This window comes from Mesorhizobium sp. B1-1-1 (genome assembly GCF_006442955.1).
GTDB lineage: Bacteria > Pseudomonadota > Alphaproteobacteria > Rhizobiales > Rhizobiaceae > Mesorhizobium.
Genome location: NZ_VFWW01000002.1, coordinates 338,894 through 358,041 on the forward strand (window position 1 = coordinate 338,894; position 19,148 = coordinate 358,041).

The following is a 19,148-nucleotide window of genomic DNA, read 5'->3' on the forward strand; positions in this document are numbered from 1 at the left end:
AGCAGCAGCATGCGCGTTTTCGTTACCGGCGGGACCGGCCATATCGGTTCGTATGTCATCCCCGAGCTCATCGCGGCCGGACATGAGGTCATTGGCCTGGCCCGGTCGGACACGTCCGCGACTGCGGTATCGGCACTCGGCGCCAAGGTACGTCGCGGGGATATCACCGACCTCGATGGGCTCAAGGTCGCGGCGGCGGAGTCCGACGGCGTCATCCACGTCGCGCACCGGCAAGACCTGCTGCCCTCCGGCGGGATCGACGCCGTGGCAGCCGCGGAGCTCCAGATCATGCTCGCCTACGGCGAGGCGCTGGCGGGGACCGGAAAGCCGCTCGTCGTCTCAGGGAGCATCGGCTCGCCGGGGTGGGAAGGCCTGGGCCGGCCAGCCACCGAGGAAGATCCGGCTCTTCCCGGCGGCGAAGCATACAAGGGCACCCTGCGGGTTCGCAACGCCGTGGAACTCGCCGTGATCGGCTTAGCGGGACGGGGCGTGCGGTCTTCGGTCGTCCGAATTCCTCCCATCGCGCACAGCACGACCGATGCCGGCTTCCTCCAGCTGCTGATCGGTCTCGCGAAGGAGAAGGGCGTAATCGGTTACCCCGGAGACGGCGCGAACCTCTGGCCGGCTGTGCATGCCCGCGACCTGGCCTCCCTGTTCCGCCTGGCGCTGGAGAAGGGGCCGGCTGGCAAATATTGGCACGGGATTGAGGGCGAGGGCATCCGGTTCCGCGAGATCGCTGAGGCCATTGGCAGCCGTATGGGCATGCCTGCTGTGCCCATCCCTGCGGACGTACTGATGTTGCCGGGCTTCTTCGGCTTTCTCGCGAACTTGGTCACGCTGGACCTTCCGGCGTCCAACGCCATCACCCGCCAGACGCTCGGCTGGGAGCCAGCTCAGCCGGGCCTGCTCGAGGACCTCGACAACGGCCATTACTTCCCGGCGGATCGTATCGCGATCCCGTGATCCGTCCACCCAACTCACAAGGAGACAACACATGAGCACTATCAGCATCATCGGCTCAGGAGCCATGGCCGCCGCGATCGCGGGCCGTGCCGCCAAGGCCGGACATACCGTCGAGGTTGTCAGCCGCGACCCCGCCAAGGCGCGGGTGCTCGTCGACCAACTTGGAGTCGGAGCGACCACCGGGACATACGGCGCCGCCCCCGCGGGCGACATCGTCATCCTCGCCGTGCCGTACAGCGGTGCCGCGGCGGCGGTAGCCGACTTTGGGAAAGCGCTCGATGGCAAGGTGATCGTCGACATCGCCAACCCGGTTGCCCCCGACCTCTCGGGCCTCGTCACGCCCCACGGCAGTTCCGGCGCGCAGGAGACCGCAAAGGGCCTCCCCGCCGGCGCGCATGTTGTGAAGGCATTCAACACGATCTTTGGTCACGTGCTTGCGAAGGGCGGACGCCTCGACGCGTTCATCGCAGCCGACGATGCGGAGGCGAAAGCGCGCGTCTCGACGTTTCTCGAAAGTCTCGGGCTGCGTCCGCTCGACGTGGGCGGCTTGCACATGGCCCAGACGTTGGAGGCGCTCGGTTTGATGATGATTGGCCTCGCCAAAAACGGCGCCGGCACCTGGGACTTCGCCATGAACGTCGATATCGGCTGAACCACCGACATCAGCCCTCCGCTGCACTACAGCCAAGGAATCGATCATGATCACTCCCTTCCAGATTCCCTATGATGCGGACCAGGCCGCTGACCTTCGTAGCCGCCTCGCACGGACGCGTTGGGCCGACGCGGTAACTGACGACTGGACCATGGGAACCGAGCGCGGCGTCCTCAACCAGTTCATCGATTTCTGGCGTGACGGCTATGACTGGGCGCAGCGACGAGACCGGCTTAACCAGCTTCCCCATTTCCGGACGACGGTCGACGGCCATGGCATACACTTTCTGCATTTTCGCAGCGGCCAAAGGGGATCGATCCCGCTACTGCTGATGAACGGCTGGCCGTCAAGCTTCGTGGAGTTTCAGCGTATAGCACCGCTGCTTACCCAGGGAACGCCGGCATTCGATGTCGTGATCCCCACCATGCCCGGCTTCGGCTACTCGGACAGGCCAACCCGGCCCTACGAGGCGGAGCCCAGCGACCTTTATCCGAAGCTAATGACGATGCTGGGCTATGGGCGGTTCGTCGTGGCTGGGACTGACATCGGCTCCGGCCTTGCCACGCGAATGGCGCTTCGGCATCCGGCGCGTTTGCTGGCTCTCCATGTCTCGGCGGTCGCGCCGAAGCCGATTCCAGAAGATGCATCGCCCCTGTCGAAGGCCGAGATCGACTATGACGAGCGCCTCCAACTGTGGAGCCGGGAGGAAGGGGGCTATCAGGCGATCCAGAGCTCGAGGCCACAAACTCTCGCCTTTGGGCTTGCCGACAGTCCTGTTGGCCTAGCCTCGTGGATTGTCGAGAAATTCCGGGCCTGGACGGACTGCGATGGCGACGTCTTCTCTGTCTGGCCCCTCGAAGCCTTGATTGACACCCTGATGATCTACTGGATGACCAACACGATCGGGTCGTCTGTCCGCTACTATTACGATGCCGCCCGGCTGCGGCCGCCGCTGCGGGCAGATGACTTCGTGCATGTCCCCACCGCCGTCGCGATGTGGCCACATGATCTGGCGCTCGCGCCGCGCGAGCGGGCCGAGCGGCTCTACAATGTGCAGAGTTACACCGTCTTTCCGCGTGGCGGGCATTTTCCGGCCTGGGAAACGCCGGAACTCTACGCCGACGATTTGCGAAAGATCGCGCTCGCCGCGATCTGAACGAACAAGCGTGTTCCGCTTCACCCACGAGCGGGCACGGATCGTGGAGATTGCCCGCCAGCGGCGTGCCGAGCAGGCGAGGCTGGCCAAGCTCGAAGAACAGCGGGTGGAATATCTCGATCGCAAGCTCGCGCAGCCAGAGCAGCGTGATCGACTACGGACGTTTCTGATGACGCTTCCCGCTGACTCCATCTCCGAGGAAACGTTCGGGCGAAGAAGGAAGGTTACCGCTAGAGCCATTCACGGTCCACGATCTTCGGCATACGGGATCAGTGTTTTGGTACATCTGCCCCAGACGATTTTTCCATCTCGAAGCGAGCTAGCAAGTCACTATCGTCGCCAATTGCCGGCTTGATGCTGCCTTGGCAGCCCGCTTCCAAGTTCGCGTTTCCGGCTCCTTTGGAGCGTTCCGTGCACGAATTGCAGGCCCCTCCGGCCGTTCGCATCGCGATGGACGTGAGGGCATTGTTTCTGATCACCAGATTGGCGCTTCGCGCATTGTCTCGGGCACGACCGGTTCGAACCCTCCGATAGATCTCCGTGCCTGACATATCGCCGCGTCCGGCTGCCATGCAGCCGTATTTTCGGCGATTGCTTGCCTGTGGTCGATCACTCGGCATGGGGTTCATCGATATCTCTATTCCCACAATGAATTTGCGAGCGAAGGAAAGAGAACGAAAATAAACGAAACAAACGGATATGGGGAGGCGCATGGACGCGCAGACTAATCCAGAAAGCAGGCAGTGGATCCAGGCGGTCCGTGCCGACAGTCTTCCTGTCGACGATGCGACGCGCATCGAGCACCAGGGGGTATGTATCGCCATCTTTAATCTTGCCGGCAAGTTCTACGCCACTTCAGGCATTTGCACGCACGCCCACGCCTTCCTTTCGGAAGGCTATATCGACGGCCAGACGGTGGAGTGTCCTTTGCATCAGGGACTGTTCCACATCCCCACCGGCACACCGCTTTCACCGCCCGTTACCGAGCGGCTGAAGACCTACGAAACCAAGGTGTCGGACGGCTACGTCCACATCCTGGTGGAAGGAGGAGTGACTTGAACTTGTCGGGATATATCCCGGGCTGAAAGCAAATATGGAGGAGACCTAAAATGCTGAAATTATCACGTCGCCATCTGCTGAAGACAGCCGCGGCGCTTTCCGTTCTCGCTGCTGCACCGCTGACGACAGTTCCGGCCTTCGCCGAAGACTCCGTCCACGCCGTTCTCAATGGCCTGATCAAGAAATACTCCGACGAAGCCAAGGCGGGCATATCGAATGCCGACGTCAGTGCGCTGTTCGAAAAGGACGGTTTCCGGGACTATCTCAACGTCTATCCGGTCGGCGACCTCGCCGGCGGATTCGTCTGGAAGCCGGGCATGGGCGCCAGCTTCGTCGGCCCTTACAGCAAGCTGCAGATCAAGGCGCCTTTCACGGATTATCTGCCGTTGCCTGAAGGTCCGGTGCTCGACGCCAGCAAGAAATATCGCATCGGCCTGGTCGTCCATGGCTTCAATCATCCCTGGCTGATCAGCCTCGCCGACACCGCCGCCTGGGAAGCCAAGCGCCATCCGAATATCGAACTGGAGGTGATCGACGCCGAGTTCGACGACAACAAGATGGGCCAGGTGATCGATACGTGGATCGCCAAGCAATATGATGGCATCGTGCTGTGGCCGAACCGTGAAGCGCCGATGGGCCCGCCCGTGGACCGTGCCATAGCCGCCTTGGCGCCGGTATTGTTTCCAGGACCGAGTACCTTCCGGACGATCGTTTGACGGCGCTTTCGATCTCGGATCACAAGCCGTTCACGCAATCCTTCGCGGCGTGTCTGAAGGTTCGCCAAACGCTACGTCCGATAGAGGCTTTCATGCAGCTGGTCAGGGATCATTAGAGTGACCGCGGTACTTCCGCCCTTTTAGGGCGTTGCCCAGCAACCAAGTGCCTTTTTGCGCCGCCGCATGGCATTGCTGCCGGCGCAATCGGTCAGTCCGCAGCCCAAAGCTCTACGACCAATTGCGGCCGCCGCATGGCGCAGGCTTGACCGCTCCCCGCTCTTCGAACGGCGCCTATACGCCGTTAGGCCCACCCCAGCCTTCGCGACCTTGTGGTCTTCAAATATTCGGTCGCGCGCTGCTCGAAGAAGTTAGCGCGCGACCAGGTCTCGGCGTTGATCACGCGGTTGTAGATTGACTACTGCTCCTTCTTGAACAAATCCTGGAAGATGAGGTGGCCCCAGGTGCGGCCGCGTGCGTGCACAAGCGCGCCACCCTCGTCGAGCTTTCCCAGCTTGACGGGTGCGAACCCGAGTTGTTTGGCCAAGGCCGCCACGGCGGCGGTCGCGTCCTCGTCGTCACCAGACAGAAAGACGACCCGGTGGCCGCCCTCGACGATCGTATCGGCAGCCAGGGTGGCCGCAGCCAGGTGATTGAACCCTTTGACGAGCTTGGCGCCGGTGAACGCCTTCGCGACGAAGGCGGAGGACGGCAGACCGTCCAGCTCTTCGGGGAGAACTCCAAAAGTGTTCATCGCGTCGATGACCGTCTTGCCTTCCCAGTTCGGCAGGGCTTTCGCGACCTCGCGATGCTCCCAGAACGGGACCGCCAAGATGATTGTGTCGGCCTCGAGCGCATCCCGCAGCGACTTGGCAATGACCGTGGGTCCAATCGCCCGAGCCTGCGGCGCCAATGCCTCGGGCGGCCGGCGGCTCGCGACGGCCACCTTGATGTTCTTACGGGCGAAGGCCTGGGCGAGCGCCTGGCCTATCTTGCCGAATCCTACAATTGCATAGCTCATAATACTTCTCCGATCCGTGTTGATGTCGATTCCCGGCCCTCAACGGCGCTGGTTAATTGAATGGAGTGCCGGCCGGGCGTGGCGCCTCAGAGTTGCGCAAGGCCGCCGTCGACGGCGACCTCGCTGGCGGTCATGAAGCTGCTGTCCGACGACGCGAGAAAGGCGGCGACGGCCCCGATCTCCGCCGGATCGGCCATTCGCTGGAGCGGCGTCATCGCGGCGAAGACCTTCTGGCCCTCCTCGCCCAGCGCTTCCTTCGCGAGTTCGGTCGCGGTCGCCCCGGGCGATAGCACGTTGACCCGGATGCCGGTGCCCTTCAGGTCCTCCGCCCAGGTCCGCGCGAGGTTGCGCACTGCCGCCTTGCTCGCGCTGTAGGCGCTCATTGCCGGGGCGCCCGTGGTGCCGGCGCTCGATCCGGTCAGGATTATCGAACCGCCCTGGCCCATCAGCGGCAGCGCCTTCTGGACAGTGAAGATCGTACCCTTCACATTGGTGTCGAAGGTTTCGTCGATGTGCTCGGCGGTGATCTCGCCGAGCGCAAGCTGGCTTCCCGCCCCGGCATTGGCGAAGACGATGTCGAGGGTTCCGCGCTCGGCCTTCACCGTCGCGTAGAGTCGGTCGAGGTCGGCCTCATCCGAGACCGAGCCCGTCACCGCGCGGGCATTGGGCCCGAGCTCGGCCAGAGCCGCGTCGAGCGTTTCCTGCCGGCGGCCGAAGATGAAGACGAAGGCGCCCTCCTCGATGAAGCGCTTTGCCGCGGCGCGGCCGATGCCGGTAGCGCCGCCGGTGATGACTGCAACCTTCCCGTTTAGCTTTCCCATGACTTTTCCTTCCAGGCTCTGCCTTTGATCGTTCGGGAAGAACCCCGAGAGCCTGGAAATAAGTCTGCAGGGGTCAGGCTTTGAGTGCGGAAGTGCGCACATCGGTGGTGCAAAATCGATCCGGTCGGACGACTGCCGCCAGCCGCGACGAATTGGTGTCCGTCGTTCGGAATTGGGCCGCGCTCGTCGACATAAGCTATGATAACCGCCCACACTGCTGTACGACTGCGTTGGATACGGGCTTTGGAAAGCGCACCGCGCGGTGCGGGATCGCGCCATGATCGACTGGGATGATGTTCGCTATTTTCTGGCCGTGGCGCGCGGAGGCTCGGTGCGGGCTGCCGGCGAGCGCCTCAGTGTGAACCACTCGACCGTGCTACGACGCGTTGCACAGCTCGAGGAACGCCTCGGGGCGCAAATGTTCGAAAAGCTGCCTTCGGGCTACCGCCTGACGGCTGCGGGCGAGGAGGTGCTCGAGCTCGCGAACCAGATGGAAGCGTCGTCGCACCAGTTGGAGACACGCGTCTTCGGGCGCGACCAGAGCGTGCGCGGGCTTCTGCGGGTGACATTGGCTCCGACCCTTGCGACACACCTGCTCATGCCTGATTTCGCCGAGTTCGCGCGTCTGCATCCGGACATCGAGATGGACGTCTTGTCGTCCGGGGAGCTGGCAAATCTGACCAACCGAGAGGCCGACGTGGCGATCCGCGTCGTCTATGACCGCAAAACCCTGCCGCTCAATCTTCACGGCCTGAAGGGGCCAGAGTTGTTCGGCGGCGTCTATATGTCCCGCGATCGACTTGCCGCCTGGCATGCGGGCGCGCCCGATCCCGTCCGGTGGATCGTCATAAGCATTCATGGAATTCCGGACTGGGCTCGCGAGGGCGAGGTTCGCACCACGGAGGTTCCATTCAGGACCACGGACGCCGAGGCACAGATCGTTGCGGTACGGCAAGGGCTCGGGATCACGACACTGCCGTGCTTCGTCGGAGATGCCGACCCCCTGCTGGTGAGGGTGCCGGGTACCGACCTGCACATGTACGGAACGCTCTGGCTTCTCACGCAGGGGGAGACACGCAAGACGAAGCGCGTGCGGCTCTTCACGGAATTCGTATCCCGCAGGCTCGCCGCGTACGCTCCGCTTCTCGCGGGACTTTCCATATCGCGCGACTGACGCCTGGCGGGTTGACGGCCTGCCTTGCCGACGGCTTTCCGGGGGGGCTTGCCGGCTGCTTATGATCGCCGCTTTCCGGCTATCATTGGCGCCGCCTCAGGTGGAAAATGCTTCGATGGAAACTGTGCGATTTCCCAAGCTCACGACACCAAGGCTCGTGCTTCGGGCGCCGAGAAAACGGGATATCCCGGCATGGTTTGCGCGCGCGACGGATGTCGAATCCGCCTCTCTTGCCGGCGATCCTGTTCCCGACGACATAAGCGCGGGCGAGCGATGGTTCGCCCGTTCGCGTCAGCGTTTCGCTGACGGTACGGCGATCCAGTGGTCCATAGATCAAGTAGGAGTTTCGGAAGCGATCGGGACAATAACCCTGTCCTTCGGCGCAACCGACGCCAAGGCAGCCGCATTGGGATTTGTGCTCGCGCGTGCGCATTGGGGGCACGGACTGGGCAGCGAGGCGGCGCGCGAAGTTCTCCGCTACGCTTTCGAAACTCTGGCGCTTGAACGGGTGACGGGCGAAGCGGCGGCGCGCAATTTTGCCTCGGTGCGGATATTTGCGAAGCTTGGATTCAAACATGTCGAAAGCTTCATCGACGAGTCCGACGGCGAGCGTTGCGAGCGCTTTACGCTCGACCGAGACATCGGGCCGTCACTGTTGGCAAGCAACGCCATGCCGGACTGCTAGGGCTCTGAGCCATGGCAAATAGCGTTGCTCCGGCGAGTCGATACTGACCTGCGCTTGCGCGCCTCTCTCGACAAGACCAACGGCTGGACGCGATCGAGCGCAGCCAGGTTCAGTTGGTGCTGGTTGTGGCAGTGAACCCGCACTGCTTCTGTTCCATATCGATCTGCTTCGTGATGCGGACGGCGTTCTGTGCGTAGGCTTCCGTCACGGAGCCACTATTCACGGTCTTGTCCTTCAGCGGACTCACGCCTGCGCAGAGGTGGAAAACATGCGGCTCGGTGGACTTCGCGGCTCCGTTTTCGGGCGCGATCCAGTAGACGACGTCCTGACCTGCGGGGTGGCTCGCGTCTCGCGTCGCCGCCGCCACCGCCGCGGTGTCCGTCGCGATCGCCTGCGCCTGAGCGGCGACGTCGGGGGAACAGGCGGTGGTGGGCTGCCCCGACTTGATCTGGGCTGCGCATGCGTTCATATCCTGGGTGTATTGTTCGACCGACGGGGGTTTGAAGCTGATCCCCATGACCGTCGCGAGCACGGCCAGCGCAGCGCCGACGCCGCCGGCAACCTTCTTGGTCCGCGGATCCATGTTTTTGTCGGTGAGGATCAGGAAAACCAGCGGGAGAAAGGCAATCAGCGTGATGATTGCGCCGAGCTGGTTTTGGAAGAAGAACCTGGCCGTGTCGGATGCACGGGCCGGATCATGCCTGTTTGCCGCCTTCCACAGCAAGTTGCCGGCGATTGCGAAAATCGCGATGCCGACCAGAAGGCCGATGATCAGCGGCAGGTGTGCCTGATCGAATTTGTTCTGGCGAAGCAGCATAATCCCGTAGATTTCGCCGCCAATGGCGACGATCCACGAGAGTGCGGCGAAAAGACGAAGACGCGTGGCGGAGGACTTCTGGCCCTGCGTCGCTTGCCAATCCTTGGTAACGTCTGACTTGTTGTCGGTCATTGACCAGATCCCCTGATATCGACACTTAGGCGGGCGGCGTTAGCAGCGTCATTGAACGAGCATTACTTGCCTTAGCGATGCGGGCAAAAATGTGAGCGCCACGGCAGGCTTAATCCTCATACATATTGCGCATGAGTGAATCCGTCCATACTCATTGAGGCAGACGCCTATGCAGCGATGGCTCCGTTAATCTCTGGCCCGAACTGACGACACCAGCCGAAAATCGAAATTGCCATTGCCGTCTCCGTGGTTCCTTCCTCGGCGGCTCTCGCACACCCTGCGGCGCCCGAACATTCGCTTCTCGCACTGTGGGGTTATGATAGCCTGGGCGACCGAAAGATCGAATACGACGCGAATTCCACAATGACGATGACCACGACACCAACTGCGGTATTGCGTGGCATGGAGCTCAGCATCCCTCGCGAGAATGCACCCGGCAGACTATGTCCGAGCGATCACCAGGGAGGCGTGGCGTCGATGCTCGCCGCGCTCGCCCGATGAACCGTTGGCAACTTGCTCATGGACGGTATCTCGATCTTGGTGCGAGATCGTTACTGATGGGGATCTTGAACGTTACGCCGGACAGTTTTTCCGACGGTGGAGAATTCGATCGGCCGGAGCGGGCACTCGAACAGGCACGGCGTATGATCGGCGAGGGCGCGGCGATCATTGATGTCGGGGGTGAGTCCACCAGGCCCGGCGCCGGCAGCGTTTCGGCGCTTGAGGAACAATCGCGTATCCTCCCGATCATCGAGGCGCTGTCGTCGGACGGCGACTGCATCGTTTCGGTTGACACCTATCGGGCCGAGACGGCGCGTCTCGCGGTCGCGGCGGGTGCACATATCGTCAACGACGTACACGGCCTGCAGCGCGAACCCGACATTGCGCACGTCGCAGCGGAAGCCGGCGCTGGCCTCGTCATCATGCACACCGGGCGCGACCGGGAAAAATTGGCCGATGTAATCGCCGACCAGTTCCTGTTTCTGAACAGATCGCTGGAGATCGCTCGCAACGCCGGCATTCCGGACGACTGCATCGTGCTGGACCCAGGCTTCGCTTTCGCCAAGAGCGGAGAGGAGAACCTTGAACTCATGGCTCGCTTCGGCGAACTGCGCGCTCTTGGTTTTCCATGGCTCGTCGGCACCTCGCGCAAGCGGCTTGCCCATCACCTGGTCGGCGACAGCGACGAAGGGCGGGACGTTGGCACAGCTGCAACCAGCGTCATCCTGCGGTTGAAGGGTGCTTCGATTTTTCGTGTGCACAATGTCGGGATCAATCGCGATGCCCTGGCTTTCGCCGACGCAGTGCGCGAGCGCGAGAATACGGCGGAATGAAAGAACCTGTCAGGCGGGCTCGGTCACGACGCCGATACGCCGGTAGGTGAATGGTTCGTCCTCCGAAGGAACTGTCGCGGTACGCTTGGCTTCGTCGATCAGCATCGCCATGCGCGCGTGGATCGGCGACTTCGCGCAAGCCGGATCCGTTGCGGCGGCATCGCCGGCGATCACCATCGCCTGGCAGCGGCAACCGCCCCAGTCGATCTCGCGTCGTTCACAGCCGCGACAGGGTTCCTGCATCCAGTCCGTGCCGCGGAAGGCATTGAACGCCGGCGAATCGGCCCAGATCGAGGAGAGGGTGTGTGGTTTGAAACGCTCGAAGCTGAGCGACGGGATCGTCTGCGCGGCATGGCACGGCAGCACGGTGCCGTCAGGCGCCACCATGAACGCGTCACGCGCCCAGCCACCCATGCACGGTTTGGGGTAGATGGCGAAATAATCCGGTGTCACGAAATCGATGTTGATAATGCCGGCCAGCCGCTCGCGTGCTTCCGCAACGATTTCCGCCTGCCGGTCGACTGCTGCACGCTCGGGCATCAGCTGATCGCGATTGATCAAAGCCCAGCCAGCGTACTGGACGTTGGCGATCTCGAGCCTCTCCGCGTCCAGCGAAAGGGCAAGATCGATGAACTCCGGTACCTCCTCGATGTTATGGCGATGGATCGGCGCGTTGATGGTGAGAGGCAAGCCGGCAGCTCGCGCGCGGCGTGCCGTCTCCAGCTTCTTGTCGTGGCTGCCTTTGTGGTTGCCGATGCGTTCGGTGGTCTCAGGCCGTGCGCCCTGAAAGCTCAATTGCAGATGGTCGAGCCCGGCTTCGGCAAATGCTTCGATGCGGCCTTCGGCGATGCCGACGCCCGCGGTAATCAGATTTGTATAGACGCCGCGCGCTGAAAGTCCGGCGATCAATTGCTCGAGGTCGCGGCGCAGCGTCGGCTCACCGCCTGACAGATGCACCTGCAGAACACCGAGATCGGCGGCCTCCGAGAACAGGCTGAGCCAGGTCTGTGTGTCGAGTTCGCGATTGGCCTTCTGCAATTCGAGCGGGTTGGAGCAATAAGGACATTGCAGCGGGCAGCGATGTGTCAGTTCCGCCAGCATGCCGATAGGAGGGAGGAGGGGCGTGTTCATAGCTTCACCAGCAGCTTGTCCGACCACTCTTGCAGGAAGGCGATGACGTCGGCCGCCACGGCCTCCTCCTCGGCCTCATAATCCGTGGCAAGGCCGGCGATGATTTCGCCGACCGTGGACCGTCCGTCGCAGCGCCGCAATATGTCGAGGCTGATATCGTTCGGCCAGAATATTCTCTCCGGTGAAAGCACGGCGAACGCCTGCCGCACGGAATCGTACTGTATGCGCACGTGCTTCGGCAGGAAGGGTATCGATCGCAGCGACACCAAGGCTCTTTCGCGCAGCATCATGGGGCTGCCTCGGGGCGGAAGGCGCCGGGCGGTATGTTTCCCGGCTCGCCATAGGCGTATTGAAGCGCATCAAGCATGGCCCAGAGTATATCGCATTTGAACACCAGCGCATCTATTGCCTGCTGCTGGCGTTCCGCCGTATCGGCATGGCTGAGCACGTAGGTGAGGGCGAAGTCGGCGTCGCGCGAGGCTTGTTCGGGCCGTTGCTTGAAATAGGCCAGCGTATCCTCGGTGATATAATCGTATTTGGCCAGCATCGCCGGTACGCGCTCGCCGATGATGAGCGGTGAGAACATCTCGGTCAGCGACGACGCGACCGCCTCGAACAGCGTCCGGTTGGTGCAAAAGGAGAGATAGGCCCCCACGGCGAACCGTGTCGCCGGCAGTGCCAGCCTTTCGCTCTTCACGGCCTCGGCGTCCAGACCGAGTGAGATTGCCAGATGCAGCCAGCGCGCGATACCGCCGCTCCAGCCGTCCTCGCCATCATGGTCTTCGATACGTTTGCGCCAGGCGGCGCGAAACGCCGGATCCTCGGCATGTGCGAGGATCATGGCATCCTTGCGCGGGATGACAGCCTGGTAGCAATAACGGTTCAGCGCCCAGGCCTTCATCTCGGCCTTCGACAGCGCGCCGCTGGTCATCCTGTGATGGAAGGGATGATGATTGTGGTAGCGCTCGGCGCCGACCTGCCTCAGCACGGCTTCGAGATCGCTCGTGGACAGGCCGCCTTTGGCCGCATCGCGGAAATCGTTCAAAATTCCATCTCCATGCCGTCGCCTGCGACTTCCCAGCCTGCCGCCTTGACCGCCGCGTGTTCGGCCGAATTCTCGTCAAGGATCGGATTGGTGTTGTTGATATGGACGAAGACGCGGCGGCCCAGCCTCACATCGGCCAGGCTGGCGATCGAACCCGCGTCTCCCGAAATAGCCAGATGCCCCATGCGCGCGCCGGTTTTCTGACCGACGCCGGCGACGATCATCTCGTCGTCGGTGTAGACAGTGCCGTCGAACAGAAGACAGGCTGCATCGCAAAGACGCGCGCGCAGCGTCGCATCGATGCGCGCGCAGCCTGGGATGTAGAAGACAGAATCGCGGCTGCCGATACCCGCAATTCGGACTCCAATCGTGTCACCGGCGTCGGAGCTGAAATTGGCATCCGGATGGTCTTTGTCCTCCAGATAGAGTGCTATCTTTCCAGGCACCGGAAAGCTCTCGATCATCACGCCGGTCTCGCGGCCTTCGGCATCGCAGATGACCAATTCTTTCGCTGTCGGCAGGATGCGCCGCGGCACGACCGCCGGATCGAGAACGTTGAAAATCGAATTCGCCTCCAGCGTCGCCAGAACCTGCGCCGTTGCATAGATGGCGAAAGGCTGCCGCTCGCGCAGGCTGAGCAGTCCGGCGATATGATCGACATCGGCATTGGTCAGCACCACCGCGCTGATAGGCGTCGAACGCAGCGGCGCGTCGCGCGCAGGTTGCAACTCTGGCGTTGCCGCGATCTGCTGGCGAATGTCGGGTGAGGCATTGAAAAGAACCCAGCCGACCCCATCCGTCGAAGCGATGACACTTGATTGGGTTCGTGAATGCACGCCAGCCATCCCGGAGCGGGCCGCACGACTGAGACGATAATTACAATTCCATTGCGGAAAGCCGCCGCCTGCCGCCGATCCGATGATCCTCAAATGCATGAAAACGCCCGCCCCGCGGCTTCTCTGACCAGCAGGCAATTTGCAGCCCTGAAAAGTGCCGCGCGCGCCCTACACGCGTCAAAACCTTTCGCCAAAACCCTTGCGGGGATGCGTGCCCCTGTTGCCAGGGACACGCACCTCTGCGGCCTACCTCTTGGGAGTAATTTCGGCAGGCAGATACCGAGAAATTTCCATGCCCGCAGCAACCTGGCACATGGTCGGTTTTTTCCAGTTCTTCTTCATGACATTTCTCCTCTTATACCAGTCCGAAGGGACCGATCCCTGTTGTTAGCCAACCATTGCAGGGCACCGAAGCAATGGCTCGTCCATCACGTCTCAAAATGGACAAACGAAAAAGTAGGTTTTGAGAAATCGAAAAGCAAAACTACCGGGAATAATTGCATAACCTTCCTTCAATTGTTCGTTTCATATGGTCTTTTCACCTCCAGCGGAAGATTTGCACCTTCCCACCCATCGGCCCCGAGTGGATACCAGATTACCGAACTGTAGCCCCACTCGATCGCCCGTTTGGCGGCATTCCAGGACATCCAGCAATTCGTCATGCAATAGAACAGAATCGCTCGCGATCTGTCCGTGCCGGCCTTGGCTTCGAGGCCTTGGCGAAAATAGCTGGTGGTCTCTTGCGAAATAGCGCCGTATCCCACGTTGGCCAGCCATGTACTGCCTGGAATGTCCTTTCTAACCTTGTCTCTCCATATCGTTCCTGCCGGCAAATTGGTCGGCTTGGGCGTGTTCGGCATCACGTCGAAGAAGACTGCTTTCTTCGCTCGCCACAGCGCTTCAGCTTCCGCCGTCGTCACCACCCTGGCGCCTTGCAGCGTCGGCGGCACCGGCGCCCGATAGTCGTCCATCCGGTACCCCCTGGGTTCGGCGATCTCGCCAGCCCGCGTCGGTTCGGCCAGACCCATAAGGCTCGCAGCGACCAGCAAAAAAACAGCCTCCTTTCCCTTCATTGGGTGATCGGATTGTCGTGTTCATCGATCAGCGGCACGTTGTAACTCAGCAGGAGCCTGTTGATCTCCGCCTGGTTTTCCCTGATCACCCGGTTGAGCGTCCGCTTCCATTCCTGGTCGGACGGACGTACGCCCATGGTGATGCGGTAGGACATGCGCGAGCCGGTTTTTTCCTTTACCAGCGGAACAATCGCCACATCGGCTCCAAGTTGCTTGGCATAGTAGCCTGCCATCGGTCCCCACAGGACCGCCGCGTCGATCTTGTGGGCCAGCATGTCCTTGATCATGACCTCCCCCATGGAGGGGGTGACACGCGTATCCACCGCAAGCGGATAGATCTTGGCGGTCCGCAGAAGCTTGTTGGCGGCCATGTTGGCGGTTGGCGGCGTGCGCTCGACAACCCCGATCGTCTTGCCCGTGAGTTTGGGATCCTCGATCGTTTCGGCGCCCTCCATATCGTTGCCCTTCGGGTAGACCAGCACATATGTGGAGCGATAATAGGCGTTGGTGTTCTGCACCAGTTCATCGCCTTGGGCATAGCCCATGATGATGTCGCATCGGTTCGCTCCCAGCGTGTTGCGAACGAAGCCGGTGACAAGTGGAAACCAGGTATAGGCGACGGACTTCCGTCCGGTTTTCGCGGCTACCAGTTCGGCAAGTTTGTTTTCGAAGCCTTCGCCGCTCTTGTCGGTGAAGGGCATATTCGAAGGATCGGCGCAGACGCGCAGAATGTCGGGATCGACCAGTTCTCCCGCCGCGCCGAGGCCGGCGCCTTGCGCCTGCGCGTTCGATGGCAACAAGGCCAGTGCGCCCAGAATCGGCAGAACGACGCGCAGCTTCAATGCACCGCAGCCGTTCATGTCATCCGCCCATGCAGGATGCTTCGGCATCCTTCGCCGCCTGCGGCTTGTCTTCGTGCTTGGGCGGCCTGCCGCGTGGCGCCGCACCATCGGCGCGCGCGCGCAGGTAGACATAGAGATCGTCCAGGTAGCAATAGACGTTCTTGTTGTCGCCAAAGGCAGGCATGACGTTTTCCTTGCCGCCGCCGACATTCTTGCGGCCCTCGGCGACGATCGAGAGGAACGTGGCGTAGTCCATGGTTTTCAAGCTGTTGACCAGGGCCGGCGCGTAGCTCGAACCTGTCGCATCCTGTCCGTGACAGACATGGCAATCGGAGTGATACCGGCGGTAGCCGCTGAACGTGTACCAGTCGACGGTTCCGTTCTCGATCTTGTAGGTCGGATTTCCATCCGCATCCAAATACTTGCCGCCTTCTTGCTTCACCGCCTTGGCTTTTTCCATGCTGTCCTCGGCCCACGCCACGCCTGAGCTTGCCAGAGGCAGCAGAGCCAGGACGAAAGCCGAAATTACAATGCGAACGGACATTCAAACGCTTCCTTCATTTGCCGTGGACACGGTTTTGCTGCCGTGGCCGGCATTGATCGGTGTGTCGGGGGTGCAACCGCATCGAGAGCCCGGCCATGGTTTCGGATGATCCGGGCTCTCGTTTTTCAAACCTCCGGTCCAACAAGACCTGAGGCGTGCTTAAGGTTCCCCGCCCGTCAGTCCGGGAGACCGAAGACGGTGAGCTGACCGCCCAGCGTCGTATAGTCGGCAAGTGCCGCGTAGCCGCCGACGGCACCCAGACCAGCGGTACCAACGACCGCGGACTGATCGCCTTGCGCACGGCCCTGATCGACGGCGCCATGCCAGGCAGCAGCGTTGTCAGGCGAAAGCAGACCGCCTGCCAGACCGATACCTGCCCACCCACCGACGCCGGACAGAACGGCGATGTACTGCTTGCCGTCATGCTCGTACGTGGTGATGTTGCCGATGATGCCGGACGGGGTCTTGAACTTGTAAAGTTCCTTGCCGTCCTTATCGACCGCCTTGATGTAGCCTTCGAGCGTGCCGTAGAAGACGACGTCGCCATCTGTCGCCAACGCGCCCGACCACACGGAGAACTTCTCAGGCTTCGACCAGACGATCTCGCCCTTGGCCGCATCCCAGGCAATGAAGTTGCCCATGCTGCCGTCGCCGCCAGGTGCCGGGTACATCGACACTGTGGCGCCAACATAAGGCTGACCGGCGGTGTAGCTTACCTTGTACGGCTCATAGTCCATGCAGACATGGTTGGTCGGAACATAGAACAGGCCGGTTTTCGGCGAATAGGCAGCCGGCTGTTGGTCCTTCGTTCCAAGCGCCGCCGGGCAAATACCCGTCGAGTTGGTGTCTTCGCCGTTCTGCTGGGTCGAATATTTCGCCACGACCTGCGGGCGACCATACTGTTCGCTCTTTGGGTCCATGACGACTTCCGTCGCCCAGTTCACCGCTGGATCGTATTTCTTGGCGACGAGAAGCTCGCCGGTGGCGCGATCCATGGTGTAGGCGAAACCATTACGATCGAAATGCACCAGCACGTCGTGTTTGGCGCCATTGACCTCCATGCCGTCGACGAGGATCATCTCGTTGATGCCGTCATAGTCCCATTCGTCATGCGGGGTCATCTGGTAGAGCCATTTGGCAACACCGGTATCGGCATCGCGGGCCATGATCGTCATTGACCAGCGGTTGTCGCCAGGCCGTTGGACCGGGTTCCATGTCGAGGGATTGCCGGTGCCGTAGTAGACCAGGTTCAGCTTGGGATCATAGGAATACCATCCCCATGTCGTGCCACCGCCTGTCTTCCATTGCTCGCCTTCCCAGGTGTTGGTGCCGGAATCCTTGCCTACCGGCTTGCCCAGCTGGGTGGTTTTCTCGGGATCGATCAGGGTGTCGGCGTCTGGACCTTCCGAATAGGCTTTCCAGGCAAGTTTGCCGTCTTTCAGATTGTAGGCGGCCAGCCAGCCGCGAACGCCGAATTCGGCGCCGGACACGCCGATGAGTACCTTATCCTTGACCACGACGGGGGCAGCCGTGCCGGATTCGCCTTTGCCGCCGTCGGTCATGTCGCCATTCTTGACCGACCAGACGACCTTGCCGGTCTTTGCATCGAGGGCGACGACCGTGGTGTCGGCCTGATTGAGAATGATCTTGCCGTCACCATAGGCAACACCGCGATTGACCGTATCGCAACACATGATCGGAATGACATTCGGATCCTGCTTGGGCTCGTATTTCCAGAGGATCTTCCCGTCATTCTTGAGGTCGAGCGCAAAGACATTGTTTGGGAAGGGCGTATGGACATACATCACATCGCCGATGATCAGCGGTCCACCCTCATGCCCGCGCAGCACGCCGGTGGAAAAGGTCCATTTGACCTGCAGGTTCTTCACATTATCCGCAGTAATCTGGTTGAGTTTGGAATAGCGGGTGTTGGCGTAGTCACCCGTCTGCATCGCCCAGTTCTTCGCATCCGAAGCGAGCTTTGCAAGATCCTCGTTGGCCGACGCCGTATAGGCCGCGCCGAGCGACAGAAACGCCGCAGTGGTTAGAATATACGTAGCTTTCGTAAGTACACGCATCCGAATTCCTCCCGGGGTTCACAGTGATGAATCGACTGTCAGGCCCACAAGGGCTCGCCCAAGCGATTCACGGGGGGGAAATATTTCCGGCAGCGTGTCACGACCTAAGCCAGATGTGCAGAGGGCACCGTTACTGCCCACCTCACTTTGGCCTACGAAAGACTGTCGCCGCTCCCTAATGACGGTGACGCCCTTGAAGCCGGAAACAGGGAAAGGCTATGTCATCCCAAAAGGCTAGGCAAGCAAAAAAGGCCTAGTGCATTGTTGCACCGCAATATTCTAAATGATGCACTGCAATATACAGAAATGAACAGAACTACAAGATTAATATGAAGTGTTTTACGCCTCCGTGGAGACCGAGAACGGTATTAAGATAGTCTTACGGTCGATCTTTTGATTTTAATATACAAAAAGGTTATTTGATAATGTTTATCGGCGCCCATCTTGGATGGCATGTAAAAAGTCTCGCCGTTGCCCGGTATTGAGCGAGATGCGAAGCGGTCGTAGGAGCCTGGGCGCGGAGCCGGTGATCAAGTCGTCATCCGCAGCTATCGCTCGTGGACAGCCCTTTCCTCCTTTGGTCGTATACGGAACTCATGGGTGCTTGACTGGCTTTACGGCGCGTTGCCAACTGGCACGCCGATCCCGTCCGGGCGCATCGAACCCGGACCAACCGGAGGTTCCTCATGATCAGATATGTTGGATTTTCGACCTTGCCGCTGCTCTTCACCGCGACGCTGGCCATCGCAAACCCGGCGGGTGCTGCGGGAGATTATCCCACGGTAACGGTTGTCGACTACGTGCTCGGCTGCATGCGAACGAACGGCCAGACGCGTCAGGCGCTGGAAAGCTGTTCCTGCTCGATCGACGTCATCGCCTCGATCCTTCCCTACGACCACTATGAGACGGCTGAGACCTTCAAGAGCATGTCTTTGACGACGGGGGAAAACGCGGGGCTGTTTCGCGAAAGCGCACCGGCGAAGGCAGCCCGTACAGAGCTGAAGCGTGCGCAGTCTGAAGCCGACGTGCGTTGCTTCTAAAGATCAAGCGTGCCCATCGCGGTGGCAGTGCG

At 61.2% G+C, this 19,148-nt stretch carries 21 protein-coding genes; 10 read left to right on the plus strand and 11 right to left on the minus strand.

The window, feature by feature from the left end:
- Window positions 1-9: 9 nt before the first annotated feature.
- From FJ986_RS04615 to FJ986_RS04640, 6 genes are all read left to right on the plus strand, one after another.
- Complete coding sequence (locus tag FJ986_RS04615) at window positions 10-963, plus strand: SDR family oxidoreductase (protein WP_140623883.1); 954 nt, start codon at window positions 10-12, stop codon at window positions 961-963.
- Between the two features lie 31 nt (window positions 964-994).
- Entirely contained in the window at window positions 995-1,615 is a 621-nt protein-coding gene (locus FJ986_RS04620) for an NAD(P)-binding domain-containing protein (RefSeq protein ID WP_140557388.1), read from the plus strand.
- A gap of 46 nt (window positions 1,616-1,661) precedes the next feature.
- The gene (locus FJ986_RS04625; protein WP_140623881.1) at window positions 1,662-2,771 is read left to right on the plus strand and encodes an epoxide hydrolase family protein; all 1,110 of its coding nucleotides are present in this window, start codon (window positions 1,662-1,664) and stop codon (window positions 2,769-2,771) included.
- 10 nt (window positions 2,772-2,781) lie between these two features.
- Window positions 2,782-3,126 carry a hypothetical protein gene (locus FJ986_RS04630; RefSeq protein WP_140673521.1) on the plus strand — a complete coding sequence of 115 codons (345 nt, stop codon included), beginning with the start codon at window positions 2,782-2,784 and terminating at the stop codon, window positions 3,124-3,126.
- A gap of 356 nt (window positions 3,127-3,482) precedes the next feature.
- Entirely contained in the window at window positions 3,483-3,830 is a 348-nt protein-coding gene (locus FJ986_RS04635; RefSeq protein WP_181167172.1) for a non-heme iron oxygenase ferredoxin subunit, read from the plus strand.
- Window positions 3,831-3,880: 50 nt separating this feature from the next.
- Complete coding sequence (locus tag FJ986_RS04640) at window positions 3,881-4,546, plus strand: substrate-binding domain-containing protein (RefSeq protein ID WP_140673523.1); 666 nt, start codon at window positions 3,881-3,883, stop codon at window positions 4,544-4,546.
- 415 nt (window positions 4,547-4,961) lie between these two features.
- Here FJ986_RS04640 and FJ986_RS04645 read toward each other — a convergent pair whose 3' ends face one another.
- Window positions 4,962-5,564 carry an NAD(P)-binding domain-containing protein gene (locus tag FJ986_RS04645; RefSeq protein ID WP_140673525.1) on the minus strand — a complete coding sequence of 201 codons (603 nt, stop codon included), beginning with the start codon at window positions 5,562-5,564 and terminating at the stop codon, window positions 4,962-4,964.
- A gap of 86 nt (window positions 5,565-5,650) precedes the next feature.
- Window positions 5,651-6,385: an SDR family oxidoreductase gene (locus tag FJ986_RS04650; protein WP_140498268.1), complete on the minus strand. Its 735-nt coding sequence runs from the start codon at window positions 6,383-6,385 to the stop codon at window positions 5,651-5,653.
- Between the two features lie 277 nt (window positions 6,386-6,662).
- Between FJ986_RS04650 and FJ986_RS04655 the strand changes: the two genes are divergently transcribed.
- Together FJ986_RS04655 and FJ986_RS04660 are read left to right on the plus strand one after the other, a co-directional pair.
- Window positions 6,663-7,559, plus strand: coding sequence for a LysR family transcriptional regulator (locus tag FJ986_RS04655; protein WP_140560465.1), 897 nt, complete (start codon window positions 6,663-6,665; stop codon window positions 7,557-7,559).
- Window positions 7,560-7,620: 61 nt separating this feature from the next.
- Window positions 7,621-8,244 carry a GNAT family N-acetyltransferase gene (locus tag FJ986_RS04660; RefSeq protein WP_224680293.1) on the plus strand — a complete coding sequence of 208 codons (624 nt, stop codon included), beginning with the start codon at window positions 7,621-7,623 and terminating at the stop codon, window positions 8,242-8,244.
- Between the two features lie 109 nt (window positions 8,245-8,353).
- Here the strand turns inward: FJ986_RS04660 and FJ986_RS04665 are convergent, their stop codons facing one another.
- Entirely contained in the window at window positions 8,354-9,193 is an 840-nt protein-coding gene (locus FJ986_RS04665) for a hypothetical protein (protein WP_140515124.1), read from the minus strand.
- 557 nt (window positions 9,194-9,750) lie between these two features.
- Between FJ986_RS04665 and folP the strand changes: the two genes are divergently transcribed.
- Window positions 9,751-10,527: a dihydropteroate synthase gene (gene folP, locus FJ986_RS04670; protein ID WP_246671017.1), complete on the plus strand. Its 777-nt coding sequence runs from the start codon at window positions 9,751-9,753 to the stop codon at window positions 10,525-10,527.
- Window positions 10,528-10,536: 9 nt separating this feature from the next.
- On the opposite strand, the gene pqqE is transcribed toward folP, so the two are convergent.
- The 8 genes from pqqE to FJ986_RS04715 all read right to left on the minus strand — a co-directional run bounded on the left by pqqE (window position 10,537) and on the right by FJ986_RS04715 (window position 18,076).
- Window positions 10,537-11,658 (minus strand): pyrroloquinoline quinone biosynthesis protein PqqE, encoded by a 1,122-nt coding sequence (gene pqqE / locus FJ986_RS04675; RefSeq protein WP_140498258.1) that lies wholly within the window; start codon window positions 11,656-11,658, stop codon window positions 10,537-10,539.
- The gene (pqqD, locus tag FJ986_RS04680; protein ID WP_224680292.1) at window positions 11,655-11,945 is read right to left on the minus strand and encodes a pyrroloquinoline quinone biosynthesis peptide chaperone PqqD; all 291 of its coding nucleotides are present in this window, start codon (window positions 11,943-11,945) and stop codon (window positions 11,655-11,657) included. The genes pqqE and pqqD overlap by 4 nt, the downstream gene beginning before the upstream one ends.
- Window positions 11,945-12,703: a pyrroloquinoline-quinone synthase PqqC gene (gene pqqC, locus FJ986_RS04685; RefSeq protein WP_140673527.1), complete on the minus strand. Its 759-nt coding sequence runs from the start codon at window positions 12,701-12,703 to the stop codon at window positions 11,945-11,947. Before pqqC ends, pqqD begins: the two co-directional genes overlap by 1 nt.
- The gene (gene pqqB, locus FJ986_RS04690) at window positions 12,700-13,638 is read right to left on the minus strand and encodes a pyrroloquinoline quinone biosynthesis protein PqqB (protein WP_140673529.1); all 939 of its coding nucleotides are present in this window, start codon (window positions 13,636-13,638) and stop codon (window positions 12,700-12,702) included. The genes pqqC and pqqB overlap by 4 nt, the downstream gene beginning before the upstream one ends.
- Window positions 13,639-14,051: 413 nt before the next feature.
- Window positions 14,052-14,612 (minus strand): PQQ-dependent catabolism-associated CXXCW motif protein, encoded by a 561-nt coding sequence (locus FJ986_RS04700; RefSeq protein ID WP_140673531.1) that lies wholly within the window; start codon window positions 14,610-14,612, stop codon window positions 14,052-14,054.
- Window positions 14,609-15,502: a quinoprotein dehydrogenase-associated putative ABC transporter substrate-binding protein gene (locus FJ986_RS04705; protein WP_140673533.1), complete on the minus strand. Its 894-nt coding sequence runs from the start codon at window positions 15,500-15,502 to the stop codon at window positions 14,609-14,611. Before FJ986_RS04705 ends, FJ986_RS04700 begins: the two co-directional genes overlap by 4 nt.
- Window positions 15,474-15,998, minus strand: coding sequence for a c-type cytochrome, methanol metabolism-related (locus tag FJ986_RS04710; RefSeq protein ID WP_140515133.1), 525 nt, complete (start codon window positions 15,996-15,998; stop codon window positions 15,474-15,476). The genes FJ986_RS04705 and FJ986_RS04710 overlap by 29 nt, the downstream gene beginning before the upstream one ends.
- Window positions 15,999-16,174: 176 nt before the next feature.
- Entirely contained in the window at window positions 16,175-18,076 is a 1,902-nt protein-coding gene (locus tag FJ986_RS04715; protein ID WP_140498243.1) for a methanol/ethanol family PQQ-dependent dehydrogenase, read from the minus strand.
- 686 nt (window positions 18,077-18,762) lie between these two features.
- Here FJ986_RS04715 and FJ986_RS04720 point away from each other — a divergent pair.
- Window positions 18,763-19,116, plus strand: a complete 354-nt coding sequence (locus FJ986_RS04720; protein ID WP_140498241.1) for a hypothetical protein — start codon at window positions 18,763-18,765, stop codon at window positions 19,114-19,116.
- The last annotated feature ends 32 nt before the right edge of the window (window positions 19,117-19,148 follow it).

What these genes read in the sequence shown, in the direction of transcription:
- FJ986_RS04640 (WP_140673523.1), top strand. Translation starts at nt 3,881, where the DNA reads ATGCTGAAATTATCACGTCGCCATCTGCTGAAGACAGCCGCGGCGCTT.
- FJ986_RS04660 (WP_224680293.1), top strand. Translation starts at nt 7,621, where the DNA reads ATGATCGCCGCTTTCCGGCTATCATTGGCGCCGCCTCAGGTGGAAAAT.
- FJ986_RS04650 (WP_140498268.1), bottom strand. Translation starts at nt 6,385, where the DNA reads ATGGGAAAGCTAAACGGGAAGGTTGCAGTCATCACCGGCGGCGCTACC.
- pqqB (WP_140673529.1), bottom strand. Translation starts at nt 13,638, where the DNA reads ATGCATTTGAGGATCATCGGATCGGCGGCAGGCGGCGGCTTTCCGCAA.
- FJ986_RS04645 (WP_140673525.1), bottom strand. Translation starts at nt 5,564, where the DNA reads ATGAGCTATGCAATTGTAGGATTCGGCAAGATAGGCCAGGCGCTCGCC.
- folP (WP_246671017.1), top strand. Translation starts at nt 9,751, where the DNA reads ATGGGGATCTTGAACGTTACGCCGGACAGTTTTTCCGACGGTGGAGAA.
- FJ986_RS04620 (WP_140557388.1), top strand. Translation starts at nt 995, where the DNA reads ATGAGCACTATCAGCATCATCGGCTCAGGAGCCATGGCCGCCGCGATC.
- FJ986_RS04720 (WP_140498241.1), top strand. Translation starts at nt 18,763, where the DNA reads ATGATCAGATATGTTGGATTTTCGACCTTGCCGCTGCTCTTCACCGCG.
- FJ986_RS04705 (WP_140673533.1), bottom strand. Translation starts at nt 15,502, where the DNA reads ATGCCGAAGCATCCTGCATGGGCGGATGACATGAACGGCTGCGGTGCA.
- FJ986_RS04715 (WP_140498243.1), bottom strand. Translation starts at nt 18,076, where the DNA reads ATGCGTGTACTTACGAAAGCTACGTATATTCTAACCACTGCGGCGTTT.
- FJ986_RS04615 (WP_140623883.1), top strand. Translation starts at nt 10, where the DNA reads ATGCGCGTTTTCGTTACCGGCGGGACCGGCCATATCGGTTCGTATGTC.
- FJ986_RS04665 (WP_140515124.1), bottom strand. Translation starts at nt 9,193, where the DNA reads ATGACCGACAACAAGTCAGACGTTACCAAGGATTGGCAAGCGACGCAG.
- FJ986_RS04710 (WP_140515133.1), bottom strand. Translation starts at nt 15,998, where the DNA reads ATGTCCGTTCGCATTGTAATTTCGGCTTTCGTCCTGGCTCTGCTGCCT.
- FJ986_RS04655 (WP_140560465.1), top strand. Translation starts at nt 6,663, where the DNA reads ATGATCGACTGGGATGATGTTCGCTATTTTCTGGCCGTGGCGCGCGGA.
- FJ986_RS04700 (WP_140673531.1), bottom strand. Translation starts at nt 14,612, where the DNA reads ATGAAGGGAAAGGAGGCTGTTTTTTTGCTGGTCGCTGCGAGCCTTATG.
- pqqD (WP_224680292.1), bottom strand. Translation starts at nt 11,945, where the DNA reads ATGCTGCGCGAAAGAGCCTTGGTGTCGCTGCGATCGATACCCTTCCTG.
- FJ986_RS04635 (WP_181167172.1), top strand. Translation starts at nt 3,483, where the DNA reads ATGGACGCGCAGACTAATCCAGAAAGCAGGCAGTGGATCCAGGCGGTC.
- FJ986_RS04625 (WP_140623881.1), top strand. Translation starts at nt 1,662, where the DNA reads ATGATCACTCCCTTCCAGATTCCCTATGATGCGGACCAGGCCGCTGAC.
- pqqE (WP_140498258.1), bottom strand. Translation starts at nt 11,658, where the DNA reads ATGAACACGCCCCTCCTCCCTCCTATCGGCATGCTGGCGGAACTGACA.